10 protein-coding genes are annotated in these 16,574 nt (G+C 70.6%); 2 read left to right on the top strand and 8 right to left on the bottom strand.

Going from position 1 to position 16,574, the window contains the following annotated elements; genetic code table 11:
- From BZB76_RS05485 to BZB76_RS05465, 6 genes are read right to left on the bottom strand one after another with little or no spacing between them, the layout of a single operon-like run.
- A complete protein-coding gene (locus tag BZB76_RS05485) occupies positions 1–7,692 on the bottom strand; it encodes a type I polyketide synthase (protein WP_121433144.1) in 7,692 nt (2,563 codons plus the stop codon).
- Positions 7,689–9,317 carry a D-alanine--poly(phosphoribitol) ligase gene (locus BZB76_RS05480; RefSeq protein ID WP_211342838.1) on the bottom strand — a complete coding sequence of 543 codons (1,629 nt, stop codon included), beginning with the start codon at positions 9,315–9,317 and terminating at the stop codon, positions 7,689–7,691. The genes BZB76_RS05485 and BZB76_RS05480 overlap by 4 nt, the downstream gene beginning before the upstream one ends.
- On the bottom strand, positions 9,314–9,490 hold the full coding sequence (locus BZB76_RS34605) for a hypothetical protein (protein WP_170180517.1): 177 nt from the start codon (positions 9,488–9,490) through the stop codon (positions 9,314–9,316). Before BZB76_RS34605 ends, BZB76_RS05480 begins: the two co-directional genes overlap by 4 nt.
- Complete coding sequence (locus BZB76_RS05475; protein ID WP_121433143.1) at positions 9,487–11,451, bottom strand: aminotransferase class I/II-fold pyridoxal phosphate-dependent enzyme; 1,965 nt, start codon at positions 11,449–11,451, stop codon at positions 9,487–9,489. Before BZB76_RS05475 ends, BZB76_RS34605 begins: the two co-directional genes overlap by 4 nt.
- Complete coding sequence (locus tag BZB76_RS05470; protein WP_121433142.1) at positions 11,448–11,708, bottom strand: phosphopantetheine-binding protein; 261 nt, start codon at positions 11,706–11,708, stop codon at positions 11,448–11,450. The genes BZB76_RS05475 and BZB76_RS05470 overlap by 4 nt, the downstream gene beginning before the upstream one ends.
- Positions 11,705–11,935: an acyl carrier protein gene (locus BZB76_RS05465; RefSeq protein WP_211342837.1), complete on the bottom strand. Its 231-nt coding sequence runs from the start codon at positions 11,933–11,935 to the stop codon at positions 11,705–11,707. The genes BZB76_RS05470 and BZB76_RS05465 overlap by 4 nt, the downstream gene beginning before the upstream one ends.
- A gap of 767 nt (positions 11,936–12,702) precedes the next feature.
- Here BZB76_RS05465 and BZB76_RS35720 point away from each other — a divergent pair.
- Both BZB76_RS35720 and BZB76_RS36305 read left to right on the top strand, forming a co-directional pair.
- A complete protein-coding gene (locus BZB76_RS35720) occupies positions 12,703–13,419 on the top strand; it encodes a response regulator transcription factor (RefSeq protein WP_121433140.1) in 717 nt (238 codons plus the stop codon).
- Positions 13,420–13,527: 108 nt separating this feature from the next.
- On the top strand, positions 13,528–14,751 hold the full coding sequence (locus BZB76_RS36305) for a PucR family transcriptional regulator (protein ID WP_121433139.1): 1,224 nt from the start codon (positions 13,528–13,530) through the stop codon (positions 14,749–14,751).
- On the opposite strand, the gene BZB76_RS36300 is transcribed toward BZB76_RS36305, so the two are convergent.
- Positions 14,640–16,082, bottom strand: coding sequence for a radical SAM/SPASM domain-containing protein (locus tag BZB76_RS36300; protein WP_121433138.1), 1,443 nt, complete (start codon positions 16,080–16,082; stop codon positions 14,640–14,642). The genes BZB76_RS36305 and BZB76_RS36300 overlap by 112 nt on opposite strands.
- 67 nt (positions 16,083–16,149) lie before the next feature.
- On the bottom strand, positions 16,150–16,377 hold the full coding sequence (locus BZB76_RS05445) for a hypothetical protein (protein WP_121433137.1): 228 nt from the start codon (positions 16,375–16,377) through the stop codon (positions 16,150–16,152).
- Positions 16,378–16,574 lie beyond the last annotated feature (197 nt).

Raw genomic sequence — 16,574 nt, 5'->3', positions numbered from 1 at the left:
TCAGCCGCCCAGGAGTTCGCGCCCGGCCGGAGACCGGAGCCATTCGACCGTTCGCGCCATGCCCTCCTCGAAGGAGACGGCGGCCTTGAACCCGAAGTCCTCGCGGGCCCGGTCGATCGGGAAGGACTGGTCGCGCTCCAGCAGGTGGACGGCATGCCGGGTGAGGACCGGACGCGACTTGACGCGCAACGTCCCGTACACGCGCTCGGCGGCTCCGGCGACACCGGTGGCGAGTGGGCGCGGCAGGCTCACCGACGGCGGTTTGACGCCGAGACCGTCCGCGAGGGCCTCGATGTACTCCCGCCACGTCGTCATCTCGGGGTCGCGCAGGTTGTAGACCCCGCCCGCCGCCCGCTCCGAACCGCAGGCGGTGATCATCCCGTCGACGAGGTTGGCGACGTAGAGCAACCCCGCCGGTGCCTTTCCCCTGCGGACGTAGACCATCTGCCGGCTCTTCAGCAGCGCCGCGATCTCGACGACGAAGTCCTTGCTGCCCGGCCCGTACACCGAGACCGGCCTGATGACGGTGAGCGGCACACCGGCCTGTTCGGCGGCCCGGATCACCGCCTTCTCCCCGAGGAGCTTGCTGCGGTTGTAGGGCAGGCCGACGTCCTTCGGCTCGGTCCGCTCGTCGCACGGACGGACCGGGTACCCGTACACGTCGGTGGTGCTGAGGTGCACGAACCGCTCGACGGTGCCCGCGTGGTGAGCGGCGTCCATCAGGTTCTTGCAGCCCGTGACGTTGGTCTGCTCGAACTCCGTCCACGGCCCCCAGTCGGCGGACTTGCCCGCGCAGTTGTAGACGTACCGGACGCCCGAGGTGGCGCGCAGCAGCGCGTTCAGGTCGGTCAGCGAGCCGTGCTCGATCTCCACGGGCAGGTCCGCGAACGCCGACCGGTCGCCGCCCTCGCGGACCAGCACCCGCACCCGGTGCCCGATCTCGACGAGCCTGCGGGTCAGGTGGCCGCCGATGAAACCGGTGGCACCGGCCACGAGCACGTCGGCGGTGCCGGACGGCGGCGGTTCGGTCGCGGGCCGGTCTCGTTCCCGCGTCTGGAAGGTCGCCCGTGGCGGGGGCACGGTCGCGGAGTCGGAGGTGGATTGCTGGTGCGGACGGTGCCGGGGTGAGGTGTTGTCCATGACGTCCACCAAGAGGTCGAGGGAGCGGTCGAGGTCGGCTTCGCGGTGGTCGGCGTTGACGAAGAACCGCAACCGGCACTTGTCGGCCGGCACTGCCGGGTGGCCGATCGGCATCACGTTCACGCCGCGCTCCAGCAGCGCGGCGGAGATCTCCATGGCCCGCGCCCAGTCGCCGACGATGATCGGGATGACGGCCGTGTCGCGGGAGACACCGGTGTCCAGACCGCGGGCGCGGGCGGCGGTCCGGAAGTGCTCGGCCAGGTCACGAAGGCGCGCGACGCGGTCGGGCTCCTCCTGGATGACCCGGAACGCTTCGAGTGCCGCGGCGGCGTTGGCCGGGGAGATGCCGGTGCTGAAGATGTAGAGCGGCGTCGTGAACTTCATGAACCGGATGAGTTCGCGGCGGGCTGCGATGTAGCCGCCGAGGCTGCCGATGGCCTTGCTGAGCGTTCCCATCCACAGGTCGACGTCGTTCGGGTTGACGCCGAAGTGTTCGCCGACGCCGCGTCCGGTGCGGCCGAGGACGCCGAGCGAGTGCGCTTCGTCGATCATCAGCATCGCGTCGTGACGTTGTTTTATCTCGATGAAGCGCGGCAGGTCGGGAAGGTCGCCGTCCTGGCTGTAGGCACCCTCGATCACGACCAGGGCGCGGCGGAACCGGCCGCGTGTCGCGGTGAGAATGCGGTCGAGGGCCTGCCAGTCGTTGTGCGGGAACGGTCGCCGCAGCGCGCCGGACAGGATGCACCCGCGAACCGTGCTGTCATGGATCCACTCGTCGTGGACGATGATGTCCTCGGGCCCGAAGAGGTGCCCGACCGTCGCGACGTTGGTGGCGTGCCCGCCCGCGAACACGATCGCCGCCTCGGCGCCGAGGAACCCGGCGATCTCCGCCTCCAGCTCGTGGTGCAGCGGGGTCTCCCCGCAGAGCAGCGGGGTGGCGGAGCTGGACGTCCCGTAACGGTCGATCGCGGCCTTGGCCGCCGCGCGCAACCGGGGGTGCGCCGACAGGGCCAGGTAGTTGAACGCCGAGAAGTTGACCATCTGGCGGCCGTTCATCTGGATCAGGCCGGAGTTGAACCCCTCGTGGACGCGTTCGTAGGCGTTGGGGCCGCTCGCCTCGATCAGCCGGAGGCGTTCCAGCATCGCGGCGTATTCCTCCCAGTCCTCGAACCGGCGCTGGACCTTGACCGTCCGGGACGTGTCCGGGGCGGGGGCGGGCGCGGGAGCGGGGATGGCGGCCGGGGCGGGTGTGTAGGTGTGGGCTGGTGGAGCCGTCATCGCGGGTTGGGGCGCGGCCGTGAGGCCGAGGGCGTCCAGGAGCTGGCCGACCGTGAAGTCCTCGGGCAGGGTGTGGCGGAGTCCCGCGACACGGTCGGGATACAGCGGGGCGAGATGACGTTCCAGCTCGCCCTTCATGAGCGAGTCGAAGCCCAGTTCGCTGCCGACGCGGGCGTGCGGTGAGATCTGGTCGACGGGGAAACCGCAGACCTTGGACATGTACGCCAGGACCCTGGCGGCGCCGTCGCCGGACGTCGTCGTCTGCGGCGTCGGGGTGGGGTGCGCGTATCCGTTGCCGTCCATGTCGGGTTCCCTTCGCGGCTCGGCCGTCCCGTTTCCGCTCGTTGACCAGGGTGTTTTGAGCCAGTAGGTGCCGCGCTCGAACACCGCGTGCGGCACCGCGACCCGCCGCCGCGGGCGATCGGCGTCGAGCCCGGCCCAGCGGACGTCCCCGCCCGCGCAGTACCAGCGGCCGACCGACCGGAGGAAGGTCTGCCAGTCGTCCGCCTTGCGGCGCAGGGACGGCAACCACAGCGCCGACTCGGCGTCCCCGGCGAGGCCGGTGCGTGCCAGGCCGAGGAGGGTGGGATGCGGGCCGGCCTCCACGAACGTGTCGCAGCCGAGCCTGCGCAGCGTGGCGAGACCGTCCGCGAACCTGACCGTGCCGAGCAGATGGTCGGCCCAGTAACCGGGGTCGGGACGGCCCATCGGCTCCCCGGTGTGGTCGGAGATCCACGGCATCTCCGGTTCCCGGGCGGCGACGTTGTGGGCGGCGTCCCGTAGCGGGTCGGCGGCACCGGCCATCAGCGGCGAGTGGAAGGCGTGCGAGACGGCCAGTCGGCGGACGACGATTCCCTTGTCCGGCAGGTCGCGGGCCAGCTCGTCGATCTCGTCCAGCGGGCCGGACAGCACGAGATGGTTACGGGCGTTGACGGCCGCGACCGTGACGGCCGGGCGGGCGGCGGCCGCCGCCTGGATCGGCTCCGGCTCACCGGCGCACGCGATCATGGCGCCCGCTCCTGGCAGCTCGTCCATGAGACGGCCACGGGTCGCGGCGAGGGTCAGCGCGTCCTCCAGGGACAGCGCGCCCGCGACGCAGGCCGCCGCGAACGCGCCGACACTGTGGCCGAGGACGGCGACCGGACGGACGCCGAGCGCGCCCCAGAGCCGGGCGAGCGCGACCTCCACGGCGACGAGGGCCGGTTGGCAGTTGCGGGTTCTCTTCAGCTCGGTCGGGTCGTCGCCGGTGAAGAGGAGGTCGCGGAGAGAAGTGTTGAGGAGGGGGTGTAGGACGTCGTCCGCCTGGTCGATGACGGCGGCGTACACCTGGCTGGACTCGTAGAGGCCGCGTCCCATTCCCGGGTACTGCGTGCCCTGGCCGCTGAACAGGAACGCGGCCTTCGGGGCACGTCCCGTGCGCTCCCCGCGGATGACGTCCGCGGACGCCTCGCCTGCGGCGAGCGCGGTGAGCGCCTGGTCCAGGTCGGACATCGACTGGGTTACGACGGCGGCGCGGTGGCCGAGCGCGGCGCGTCCGGTGTTGGCGGCGTGGCACAGGTCCGCGAGTTCGACGTCCGGGCGGGCCGCGATGTGCGCCCGGTACCTGCGGGCGAGAGACGCCAGCGCGGACGGCGTGTGCGCGGACAGGGACAGCGCCTGTACCGGGCGATCCGCGCCCGGTGTGGTCGTCGTCGGGCGTGCCTCGGGCGGGCGGCCCACGATCACATGGGCGTTGGCGCCGCCGAACCCGAACGAGCTGACCGCGACCCGGGACGGCGGGACGCGGACGCGCCCGTCCCGCTCGGTCAGCACGGTGAGCCCGGACCCGTCCCAGGGCAGGTGCCGGTTCGGGGTGGTGAAGTGCAGTTGCGGGGGCAGCTCGCCGTGCCAGACGGTCAGCACGGCCTTGATCAGCCCGGCGATCCCTGCGGCGGCCTCCAGATGCCCGATGTTGGCCTTGACGGAGCCGACCGGGCAGGGCGAGTCCGCGGCGCGGTCCCGGCCGTACACCTCGGTGAGCGCCTCCCATTCGATCGGGTCGCCGAGGACCGTGCCGGTGCCGTGCGCCTCGACGTAGTCGATCTCCCGGGCGTCCGTGCCCGCCTCGGCGAGGGCCTGTTCGATGACCTGGCGCTGCGCCGATCCCTTCGGGGCGGTGAGGCCGTTGGCGCGGCCGCCGTGTCCGACGGCGGCACCGGTGATGGTCGCGAGGATTCGGTCTCCGTCGGCGAGCGCCCGGGAGAGTCGTTTCAGACAGACCAGCCCGGCGCCCTCGCCCCGGACGTAGCCGCTCGCCGCGTCGTCGAAGGTGCGGCACGTCCCGTCCGGCGACAGCATCCCGCCGCGGGCGAACGCCACCGACAGCGCCGGATTGATGATCAGGTTGACGCCGCCCGCGAGCGCCATGTCGCATTCCCCGGCGCGCAGGCTCCGGCATGCGGCGTGCACCGCGACCAGCGAGGACGAGCAGGCGGTGTCGATCGCGAGGCTCGGGCCGCGCAGGTCGAACTGGTACGACAGCCGGTTCGCCGCGACCGCGTGGGCCGTGCCCGTCGCGGCGTACACGTCGATCGAGCGGTGGTCGGACGTCTGGAGGTCGGCGTAGTCGTGGCTGCTGATGCCGACGAACACGCCGGTGTCGGTGCCCGCTACGGCGTCGGGGGCGATGCCCGCGTCCTCGAACGTCTCCCAGGCGATCTCCAGGAGGAGTCGCTGCTGCGGGTCCATCCGTTCGGCCTCGCGTGCGGAGATGCCGAAGAAGCGGGCGTCGAAGCGGTCGATGTGGTCGAGGAAGCCGCCACGGTTCGGGGCCTCCACTCCGGTGACGTCCCATCGGCCCGGGGGGACGTCGGTGACGGCGTCCCTGCCGTCGAGGAGGAGGCGCCAGTAGCCGTCCGGGTCGGACGCGCCGGGGAAGCGGCAGCCGAGGCCGACGACCGCGATCGGCTCCGCGGCGTCGTCGGGTTCGGGCTTCGGTGTGGGAAGCGTGTGTTCGTCGTGTTCGCCGCCGAGGCGGTGCGCGACGTCCCGGATGGTGGGGCGTTCGAAGACGGTGCTGGACGGGAGGGCGCGTCCGAGCCAGGTCCCGAGTTCGTCGATGATGCCGACCGCGGCCTTGGACGCCAGGCCGAGTTCCGCGAAGGGGACGGTCGTGTCGATGGCCCCGGCGGGCAGGCCGAGCCGGGCGGCGACCTTTTCCACCAGCCATTCTTCGATTTCGGTGGCGCTTTGGGACGGGCGTGTGGCCGCGTCGGCGTCGTCGTCGCCGAGGAGGCTCAGGAGGGCGGGGATCGACGGTTCCGCCAGGAGATCGCCGAGCGGTACTCGTAGGTCGAGTTCGCGGTTCAGGTGGTTCGCCAGGTCCAGGAGCCCGGTGTAGGTCAGGCCGATGTCGGCGAAGTCGCGGCCATCGAGGTCTGGGGACGCGGTCGTCGTGCCGGGGACGGCTGACCTGATCGTTTCGAGGAGCCTCGTCCGGTCGGCGCTGCCGTGCCCGGTGCCGGTCTCCTGGGTCACGCTCGCCGCGACGACCGGCAGTCCGAAGGTCAGGAACGCCTCCCGGCACCCCCGCCGCTGGATCTTGCCGCTCGTGGTCTTGCCGACCGAGCCCCTTCTGACCAGGACGACGGCGTGCGGGGAGACCTCGTGCTCGCGGGCGATGGCCGCGCGGATCCGGGCGAGCAGCGTCCCGGGGTCGTCGACGCGGGGACCGTTCACCTCGTAGACGACGACCATCTCCTCGGCGCCGTCGACGTCGATGCCGAACGCGGCGCCGCAGCCGCCCCGGATCGCCTCGTCCACGCGCTCCACGGTCAGCTCGACGTCCTGCGGATAGTGGTTGCGGCCCTGGACGATCACGACGTCCTTCAACCGGCCGACGATGTGGAGTTCGCCGTCCCGCTCGAAGCCGAGGTCACCGGTCCGCAGGTGTTCCGGGCCGTCGGGCTCGTCGACGATCCGTGCCTGGAACGTCTCCCGGGTGGCATCGGGGTTGCGCCAGTACCCGCGGGCGACGCCCGGCCCGCTGATCCAGATCTCGCCGACCCGTCCGGCGGGCTGCCGCCGACGTGTCGCCGGGTCAACGATCGCCACGTCGACCCGGTCGGCGGCGGGTCCGCAGCCGACGACGCGGACGGCGCGACGCCCCGCGACCGCCGTCTCGACACGGGCGTTCTCCAGCGCCTCCGCGTCGAGGGACGCGATCCGCGGCGCACGGTCGGCGGGGGTACCGCTGACCAGGAGCGTCGCCTCGGCCAGCCCGTAGCACGGCAGCAGCGCGCGCCGGTCGAAGCCGCACCGCGCGAACCGTTCGGCGAAACGGTCGAGGGTGTCGGCGCGGACCGGCTCCGCGCCGTTCAGGGCGTGCCGCCAGGAGCCGAGGTCCAGCCCGGCCGCCTGCTCCTCGGAGATCCGGCTCAGGCAGTAGTCGAAGCCGAAGTTCGGGGACGGTGAGGTCGTCGCGCGGGTACTGGAGAGCGTCTCCAGCCACAGCAGCGGACGCTGGATGAACGTCCGCGGCGCCATGAGGTGACCCGGGATGCCGCCGTACAGCGGGGTCAGGAGCCCGCCGACGAGGCCCATGTCGTGGTACGGCGGAAGCCACGACACCAGGGCGGAGTCCCGGTCGTGCTCGAGCGCCAGGTGGATCGTGCGCAGGTTCGCGACCAGGTTCTCGTTGCTCACCATGACGCCCTTCGGCATCGCGGTGGACCCGGACGTGTACTGCAGGAACGCGAGCGAACCGGGGGTCGCTTCGGGGTCGTGCCAGGCGTCGGCGTCGTCCTGGCCGCATTCCGTGCTCGCCAGCCAGCGCAGGTCCGTGGCGCCCAGGTCGCCCCGGCTCGCCGCACCGGACTCCAGGGAGTGTTTCTGTTCCTCGTCCACCAGCGCCCACGGGGCCTGGGTGTTGCGGGCGACCGCGGCGAGCCGCGCCGTCGTCGCGCCCGTCCGGCCGGTGTCCGGCGGGTAGGCGGGGACGGCGATGGCCCCGGCGTACAGGCAGCCGAGGAACCCGGCGACGTATTCGAGGCCGGGCGGCAGCAGGAGCAGGACGGGACGGTTGCGCAGCCCCTCCCGCTGGAGCCGTCCGCCGATGGCACGTGCGCGAAGGTCGAGGTCCCGGTAGGTCCAGGACTCGCTGTCCCCGCGCGGGCCGGTCAGGAAGCGGTAGGCGAGCCGGTCGGGCGTCCGCCGGAAGTGGTGCCGCAGGATTCCCGCCACCGTGTCCGGCTCGGGGCCCTCCCAGTGGTCTTCGATCGGGTGCGGGCGCGTCATCCTTCCACCGCCCCGGACGAGACGGACGCCGGCACGGGTTCGCGGGCGGCGCGGCGTTCGCGGAGCCGGCCGAGGTCGACCTTGCCGTTGGCGTTGCGGGGAAGAGCCTTCAGCCGGGTCGCCGCGTGCGGGACCATGTACTTCGGCAACTGCCGTGCGCAGTGCGTCTTGACCTCGATCAGGCCGGGCGCGTCCGCGCCGTCGCGGACGCAGTAGTAGAGGACGAGCCGCGCGTCCGCACCGTCCCCCTCCAGGAGGACGGCGGCCTCCGCGATGGCGGGATGCCGGAGTACCACGGCCTCGATCTCGCCCAGTTCGACGCGGTAGCCGGACACCTTCACCATGCGGTCCTTGCGGCCCCGGTAGACGAGCAGGCCGTCCGCGTCGCGGTTCACCAGGTCGCCCGTGGCGTGCCGGAACAGGCCGGGCGTCCCGGCGGACGGCGCCGGCTCACGGCCCCAGTAGCCGGGGGTGACACAGTCGCCTTCGACGATCAGTTCCCCGATCGCGTCCGGGTCGTGCAGGGGTCGGTCGTTCTCGTCGACGACGATGAGTCGGGCGTTCCCGACGGCGCGGCCGATGGGCAGCGGCTCGTCCCGCCGAAGGTCCTCCGGCCGAACCCGGTGGTAGGTGCAGACGTTGGTCTCCGTGGGCCCGTACAGGTTGTACAGAACCGTCCGGCTTTGGAGGAGCGCGCTCAACTCGCGGAGGCGCGGCATCGGGTAGACCTCACCGGCGAACAGCACGTACCGCAGCCCGGCGGCGGTCTCGGTCGTCAGCGCCCCTGACGCGGTGAGCAGCATCAGGATGGACGGCACCGAGTACCAGACCGTGACCCCGTGCTCGCGGATGCCGGTCGCCAGCGCAGCGACGTCCCGGGCCTGGGCGTCCTCGACGATCCACACCGCCGCGCCGACCGAGAGCGCCACGAACAGGTCGAAGGTGCTGAGGTCGAAGTTGAACGAGGCGTGGTTGGCGAACACGTCGTCCGCGCCGACGTCCAGCTCGCGGCGGGCCCAGCCGGTGAACGCCGTCAGGTTGCGGTGCGAGATCTTGACGCCCTTGGGCGTTCCGGTGGAGCCGGACGTGTAGAGGATCGCGGCCAGGTCGGACGGTGTGACCCGCGGCGGCCGTGCCGTGGCGGCGTCCCGTGCCGCGCCGTTGAGGAACTCGTCGCGGTCCACGGCGGGCAGCGTGTTCGCCTGCGGTACGCCGTCGACCACGACGATCGACGTCGGCTTCGGGGCGGCCTCCAGGCCTTCGAGAAGCGCGAGATGGCGCCGGTCGGTGAACAGCACGATCGGCTCCGCGTCCCGGAGGATCGTGTCCGCCCTGGCCGCGGGCTGTCCCGCGTCGATCGGCACGTACGCGCAGCCCGCCCGCAGCGCGGCGAGGATGCACTCGGCGTACTCCGGTCCCTTGTCCATCCAGACGGCGACCCGGTCGCCGGGACGCGCGCCGAGGCCGAGGATCCCGGCGGACAGCGAGGCCACGGTGGCGGCGAGTTCCCCGTAGGAGATGGTCCGGCGTCCCACGAGGGCGGGACGCGCAGCGTGCTCGGGGGACTCGACGTCCGGAAGCCCCACGATCCCCTCGTCCAGGAGCCCGAACCGTCGCGCGCTCACCGGCCCGGCTCCCGCCGTGCGCCGCCCGGAGCCGGCAGCACGCCGGTCTCCCGTCCCGCGTCCACGAAGATCTGCGCGGCGAGGGCCAGGTCCTCGGGCGTGTGCTCGGACGTCACGCTCACCCGAAGCCCCACGATCCCCTCGTCCAGGAGCCCGAACCGTCGCGCGCTCACCGGCCCGGCTCCCGCCGTGCGCCGCCCGGAGCCGGCAGCACGCCGGTCTCCCGTCCCGCGTCCACGAAGATCTGCGCGGCGAGGGCCAGGTCCTCGGGCGTGTGCTCGGACGTCACGCTCACCCGAAGCCGGGCGTCTCCGAGCGGGACGCCCGGGAACACCACCGTCTGGCAGAACAGGCCGCGGGCGCGCACCGCGCGGCCCATCTCCATCGCCCGGCGCTCGTCCCCGATGACGATGGGCAGGATCGCGCTGCGCGTGTTCTCCAGGTCGAACCCGGCGTCGGTGAGGTCCGTGTGCAGCCGCCGGATGCTCGACCAGAGCTGGGCGAGCCGTTCGGGCTCCTCCTCCATGACGTCGATCGCCGCGATCAGCCCGGCGGCCAGACCTGCGGGAATCGTCGCCGCGAAGACATAGGAGTTGGAGTAGAAGCGCAGGTAATCGACGACCTCCTCGTCGCCGACGACGAATCCGCCCATGCCGGCGAGGGCCTTGCTCATGGTGCCGAGTTCCAGGTCCACCTCGTCCTTGAGCCCGAAATGCTCGGCGGTGCCGGAGCCGCGCTCGCCGAGGACGCCCGTCGCGTGCGCGTCGTCGACCATGACCCGGGCGCCGTACCGCCGTGCCAGGCGGACGATCTCCGGCAGGTCGCACACGTCCCCGTGCATGCTGAACACACCGTCGGTGATGATGAGCTTGCCGCCGCGGACGGTCTCCGCGCAGCGCTCCAGCACCCGTTCCAGCGCGCGCATGTCGTTGTGGCCGTAGATCTTCCGGACGCCGCCGGACAGCTTGCAGCCGTCGACGATGCTCATGTGGTTGAGCTTGTCCACGATCACCGCGTCATGGCTGCCGACCAGGGCCGACACCGCGCCGAGGTTCGCGGCATAGCCGCCGGGATAGACGATGCAGGCCTGCCGTCCCTTGAATCTGGCGAGGCGGTGTTCCAGCTCCTTGTGCAGGTGGTTGGTGCCGCCGATGATGCGGCAGCCCGTGTTCGTCGCCCCGTACGTGCGGGTCGCATCGCAGACGGCGTCGATGACCCGCGGATGGTTCGCCAGCCCGAGGTAGTTGTTCGAGGCGAACATGAGGAACTCGCGGGTCCGGCCGGTCAGCTCGTCGTGGATCCGGGCGCGGTTGACGCACCGGGACCGCAGCGGCATCCCGTACCAGTAGAGGTGTTCGGCCTCGCGTCCGCGGAGGTAGGACGTGAAGCTCCGGGCCTTGGAGAACAGGTCGGGGTCGCGGTCGTCGATGAAGTCGCGCATGGACCGGTCGTCCCAGGATGTACCGGTCTCCGGTCGGGCGGCCGGGTCCAGCTCGCCGACCGCGGGTTCGCGTGGCTCGGGGGCCGTGGTGACCGGGTCGGGGACGGTCGGTTCCGTCCGGGGCCGTGCCGTGCCGGAGCCGGTGCGGTGGGTTTCGAGTTCCGTGACGAGTTCGCGCAGGGTGGGCACCGTGAGCTTGGACGCCAGATTGTCCGGCAGCCCGAGTTCGGCCGCCGCGTCGCTGATGATCGAGGCGAGCACCACCGAGTCGATGCCCAGCTCGCTCTCCAGTTCGGCGTCCAGGTCGAGCTGGTCACGCCGGTACTGGGTGTGCCGCATCGCGACCGCCAGCACGACCTCGTCCAGCCGTGGATCGTTGCCCGCGCCGCCGTCCCCGGACGCGGGCGCGGCGGCGGTCGCGGTGACGGCGGACGCCCGTGTCGCGTGCGCGACCGCCTCGATCAGGTCCTGCGGGGTCGCCACGTCGCGGGGTGGCCGCACATCCGGGCCGAAGTGATCCCGGACGTCCGCCAGGATGGCGTCCAGCGTGGTCGCGTCGATCCCGAGTTCCCCTTCGAGGTGGCTCTCCAGTCGTAGCCGCGCCGGGTCGTACAGCGTGTTAGAAGCGATGATCTCCAGCACCCGCCGCCGGACCGAGGCCACGGTCGGGGCGCCGTCCGCCAGTTCGGTCATCGAAGGCTCTTCTCCTCCTGGCTCAGCCGGTCGATCAGCGCGGTGATCGAGTCGACCGAGCCGAAGTTCACCGGCGTGATCTCCTGGAGGGGGACGGTGACGCCGAACTCCCCCTGCACCGCGTGCACCAGGTCGAAGATCGCGGCCGAGTCGATGATGTTCAGTTCGATGAGCGGGGTGTCGGCGCGCAGGCCGTCGGCGTCCCCGTCCAGCAGCGCGTCGGCGATGTATCCGATGAGGAAGTCCGCCGGGGTCACGGCGAGGCCGCCGTCGCGATCCGCCGCTCGATCAGCTCGGCCGCGCGGCCGATGGTGTCCGAGGGCGAGACCAGGTCCTCGCCCAGGTCGGCGCCGGCGAACTCGGACTGGGCCACCAGCAGCAGCTCGACCAGGAACAGCGAGTCCACCTCGAGGTCCTCGAAGGACACGTCGGGTGCCACGGCGGCACGGTCCACTTCGAAGCGGTTCACCAGCAGATCGACCAAGCGGTCGTACACGTCACTCACGACTTCCCCCTATGCCATTGATGGACGGTGGAGAACGGCGGACGGTCAGACTGTGGTGCACCACGCTGACGACCACGCTGACGAACCACTGACCGGGCGCCACGGCGCGGTGACGTTCGGGAGGACCGCCGAGGATCGCCGTCTCCGGGGACGGGCACCGAGATCAACGGGAGCGCACCGCGCGGGGAAAGGCCGGACCGCCCGCCGACCTTCATCCGCCCGGTGGTCCGTTCGGCGTCCATGACCGCGCCAAGATCAAGAGGCGGGGGCGATCGGTGGCGGCCAATGCGAACGGCTCATTGATCCCACACGTCACGACCGGCGCTCAATCTCCGGCCGCGAAATCGTCCGGCCGGTGCTCCGCAACCGAACGCGATTCCCGTTCGACTCGACACCGAATCCATTGGTCGCGGTCGCCGAGGTCGCCAAGGCATCCACACTCTGGTTCGTTGACCTGGAGAAACACCCGATCCGTGATCATTTATGCGGTCGAATAGGCCGCCGGGCCGCCGGTTGCCGCCTTAGGCCAGATTCGCCACCAACAAGTCACCATCACCACAAAGCGGGGCAGCCATGCCATCATGCGTAGAGATACCGTCCGCAACCGAACGCATACCGTAACTAGCGTAACTACGCACAGTAATAACCCGCTATCTGGCTGAAGTTTCAACGATCGAGCTCCTGTTCCCGACATCCGGACGTCCAAGACCAGAAAAAGTTTCATGACGGGGGATTGCGATTTCGCCATGGATAGTTCCGCCGACGCCAGGTTTGCATATCTCGACAATATAAAGAACGTATCGACGGAACAGCGACTGTTGCTGTGCTGCGAAAAGCCGATCTACGCCGCCAGTTTCTCGGCACTGCTCGGGGGCACGGCGGGCATCAAGGTCATCGGGCACACCATCGGGGAGCGCGTGCTCCAGGACGCGGCGGAACTGGGGCCCGACATCACGCTCGTCGTCTTTCCCGCCCTCACCATCATCTCCCACCAGCGCGAACTCATGGAGCTGGCGAAACTGTCCAAGGTGATGCTCCTCGCCGAGCCGGAGAACGCCCACCGCTCCATGGAGGCGATCGCGCTCGGCGTCCGCGCCGTCCTGTCCCTGGACGTCTCGGCGGACCAGCTGATCCACGCTTTACGCCTGGTGGCGGGCGGTACCGTGCTCATTCCGGAGGCCGCTCGTCCCACGATCCTCTCCTGCTACTCCTCCGCCACGGCCGAGGAGGAACCCCCGTTGGCGGCGAACCTCACCGCCCGGGAGAAGGAGGTGATCCTGCTGCTGCGGCGCGGCGCCTCCAACGTCGAGATCGCCCAGCAGCTTTCGATCTCCATAACGACGGTACGAACCCACGTGCACAACGTCCTGAAGAAACTCGGGGTGCGGACCCGGGGCCAGGCGGTCGCGGTGACGTACGAAAGCGGCTTCACCGCCCAGCTCCGCTCGGCGACCACGGAATAGGAGGAACACCGCCGGTCCGACCCGTCCGGATCCGGCCGCCATCCGGACCGTCCCGCCCGGACGAATGGGTGGGGAGGGTCCTGTCGCGGACCCGGGAGGAGACCGGAGATGGACGGGCTTTTCAAGCTCCTCTTGGACCGGGTGGACACGAACGCGCGCCGGGCCGTCGACGTCTACATCAGCGAGCTGCCCGACTTCCGATCGGTGGCGACGGACGGGCGGGCCCGCGCGGCGATGCTGGAGTTCGCGGTGACGTTGCGGCGGCGGGAGGCCGAACTCGCCGCCGACGCGGCGCCCTTCACCGAGCAGGACCTGGGAATGCTGGCGGCCTTCGGTGAGCAACGCGGCAGGCAGGGCGTCTCGTGGGAGTCCCGCGAACGCGTCCTCAACCTGCATGACGTGCTCACCCTGCGGGAGATCCACGAGGCGGCCGGGCTGGACGAGGTCGCGCATGTGACGGAGATGATCGGCTGGCTACCCGCCAACGGGCTGGCCGGGCAGCGCGCCTACACCCGGGGCTTCCTGAGCGGCCACAGACGCGCACAGCCCTTCGTCAAGCGCGTCGAGGACCTCGCGACGACGCTGCTCACCGACACCTCCGTGGCGCCCGGCCTCGCCGAGGACCTCAGGATGCGGCTCGCCGACCGGTACGTGGTCACGGTCGTTCGGATCGCCGACGGTCCGTTGCCGAAACGGCGCGCGGACATCGTCGGGGCCCTGCTGAAGAGCCACCGGGTGCCGATGACCTGGCGCCGGCCCGGGGAACTGGTGGCCGTCCTGCCCTGCGGCGACCCGGCCGATGCGGGAGGCCTGGGGGCCGTGGGGGGCGTGGGGGGCGTGGGGGCCGTGGACGCCATGGAGGCCGTGGAGAATCGCGCGCTGGGCCTCGTCCGCGACTTCGCGCGGATGGTCGGACGGCCGTGTGCGGCAGGGGCGGCGACGGGACGGGTCCGGGCCCTGCGTGACGCGGTGGCCCTGGCGCGCCGGATCAGCCGAGTCGCGCCCATCGACACCGTGCCGCGCCGCCTGCATGTCGTGACCGACGTGTTCGTCGAACTGGGCGTCACGGAGATGCCGCAGGTCGACGAGCGGTTGCGTGGTCTCGCGCAGCGGCTCGCGAGCGGCCCCGACCTGATCGCCACCCTGGACGCCTACTACCGGCACGACATGAACCGGCTGCGCACGGCCGGCGCGCTGCGCATCCATCCGAGGACCCTGGACTACCGGTTCCGCCGGGTGCGGGAACTCGTCGGGACGGACCCCGGTTCAACCGACGGTGTGCGGGTGCTCAGCGCCGTGGTCACGCTCGTGCTCTCCGGACGCTGGAGCTGATCCGCGCCGCGCAGGCCGAGCCGGAGCCCGTACCGCGTGAGCTGCATCGGCAGGGTGACCTTCGTCGTCGGGCAGGCCGGTTTGCCCTCCCCCCAGAGCAACGGACAGGCCCCACCGCAGATGGGAAAGATGGCACAGCTCGGGCAGTACGCGTTCGTGTCGCCGAGCAGGTTCTCGTTCCAGTCGTCGTAGCGGCCGTCGGGTCTCAGCTCGGCGGACCGCGCGAGCGTCACATGCCCGATCGCGGTGTTCTCGCGTCCGGGAACCAGCGGCTGCTCGGTGCAACTGTGCAACTGGCCTTCGGGCGCGATGACCTCGGCACGCTTGTTCACCGCCACACAGACCATGTGCCGACGTTTGATCGGCAGATCGGTCGCTCGGAGGCCGTGGGCGGCATAGGCGTCGAGCCAGTCGCGTTCGATGTCGATCGCGTCGCGGCGCGCGATCGCGTAGTCGGAGACGTCGTTCCCCCATTCCCGGACGGGCGTCGCGTAGAAGCCCACCCGGGGGTCGGCGAGACCGGCGTCCCGCATTTCGCGGGCGAACCGGGTGTGCCCGTCCTGGTTGGCCCGGCCGACGTTCGTGCGAATGCTGAACTGGAGGCCGGGAAGTTCCTCGTCGCAGGCCTGCCGGATCACGGTCGCGATATGGCGGAAACTGCCCCGACCGCTCTTGAGCGGGCGTTGGGCGTCGTGCGTCTCGGCGTCGCCGTCGAGCGTGATCTCGAAGTGCGTCACCCGGCAGTCGTGGTACAGCCGCCGGATCTTCTGCACGGTGAGCAATGATCCGTTCGTCACCATCTTGGCCGTATATGGTTTTTCCGCCTCGACGCAGGCAGGAATCACGGTGGCGGAGATATCGAGGATCTGCGCGTACCCCATCATGGGTTCGGCGCCGAACCAGCAGACGCCCAGCCCGCTGGTCGACGGATCCTCGGCGGCCGCGACCAGCCGCCGTTTGATCGCGTCACGATGCTGCTCGCGTTTCGGCAGCCTGAAGTGTTTCTGCCCGCAGTATCCGCAGCCCATGTTGCAGTACGCCGCGGGCATGAGCACGAACATGCGGTCGGTGAGCCCCGCCAGATAGGCCCGGTTCTGCTCGACCACCTCGCTGAACTCGTCCCGGGAGTCCGCCACGAGCAGATCCGCGGCGGCGAGTTCGGTCCGTTCGGCGTCCGACAGCAGGGCGGGCCGGTCGACCAGCCGTTGCAGGACGTCGTCGGCCAGAACATAAACCTGTTCCGACGCGGTGTGCAGCGCGACGCGTACGAAATTTCCGTTGACGTCGAGCAGGGCCTCGTCCGATACCACCAGAAACTGGCTCGCGTGCATGGCTACTCCATGGGGTGAAACGGACGGTGGGGCACGGCCCTGGCGACATCCGCGCCCCACCGAGAATTCAGCAGCAGCCGAAGTTGGTCTGCTGGCTCTGACAGCAACTCACATTGGACGTGTAGGCGTCCGAGACGGCGTCAGGCGTGACATTGGTGAGCACGGCAGGACCGGAATTGTCGACCGTTTCCGCGCTCGCCACGCCCGCGGTCATCAGGCCACCCAGAGACAATGTCCCGGCCACCGCCGCCGTCGCCGCGACTCGCTTGACGAGATGCTTGCCGTTCCCCTTCATGGGTACCTCACATCCTTTTCCATGCCGCAGTGTGCAGCAACATCGTGTCAAGGAGAGAACAGCGACATCTACGTGATTCCGCGTAGTTTTCGGCCGTGCCGCCAAGGCCGATTTGTCACTTCGCGTGATCCGTCATTGCGGGGCACGGGCCGTCCTCGAACGAGTTCTGGCGAGTCGATGTCCAACTACGCAAAGTA

Origin of the sequence: Actinomadura pelletieri DSM 43383 (genome assembly GCF_003634705.1) — a bacterium.
In the GTDB taxonomy this organism is placed as follows: domain Bacteria; phylum Actinomycetota; class Actinomycetes; order Streptosporangiales; family Streptosporangiaceae; genus Spirillospora; species Spirillospora pelletieri.
Note: the sequence above shows the minus strand (reverse complement) of the source record. Positions and strands in the feature narration are given on the sequence as shown.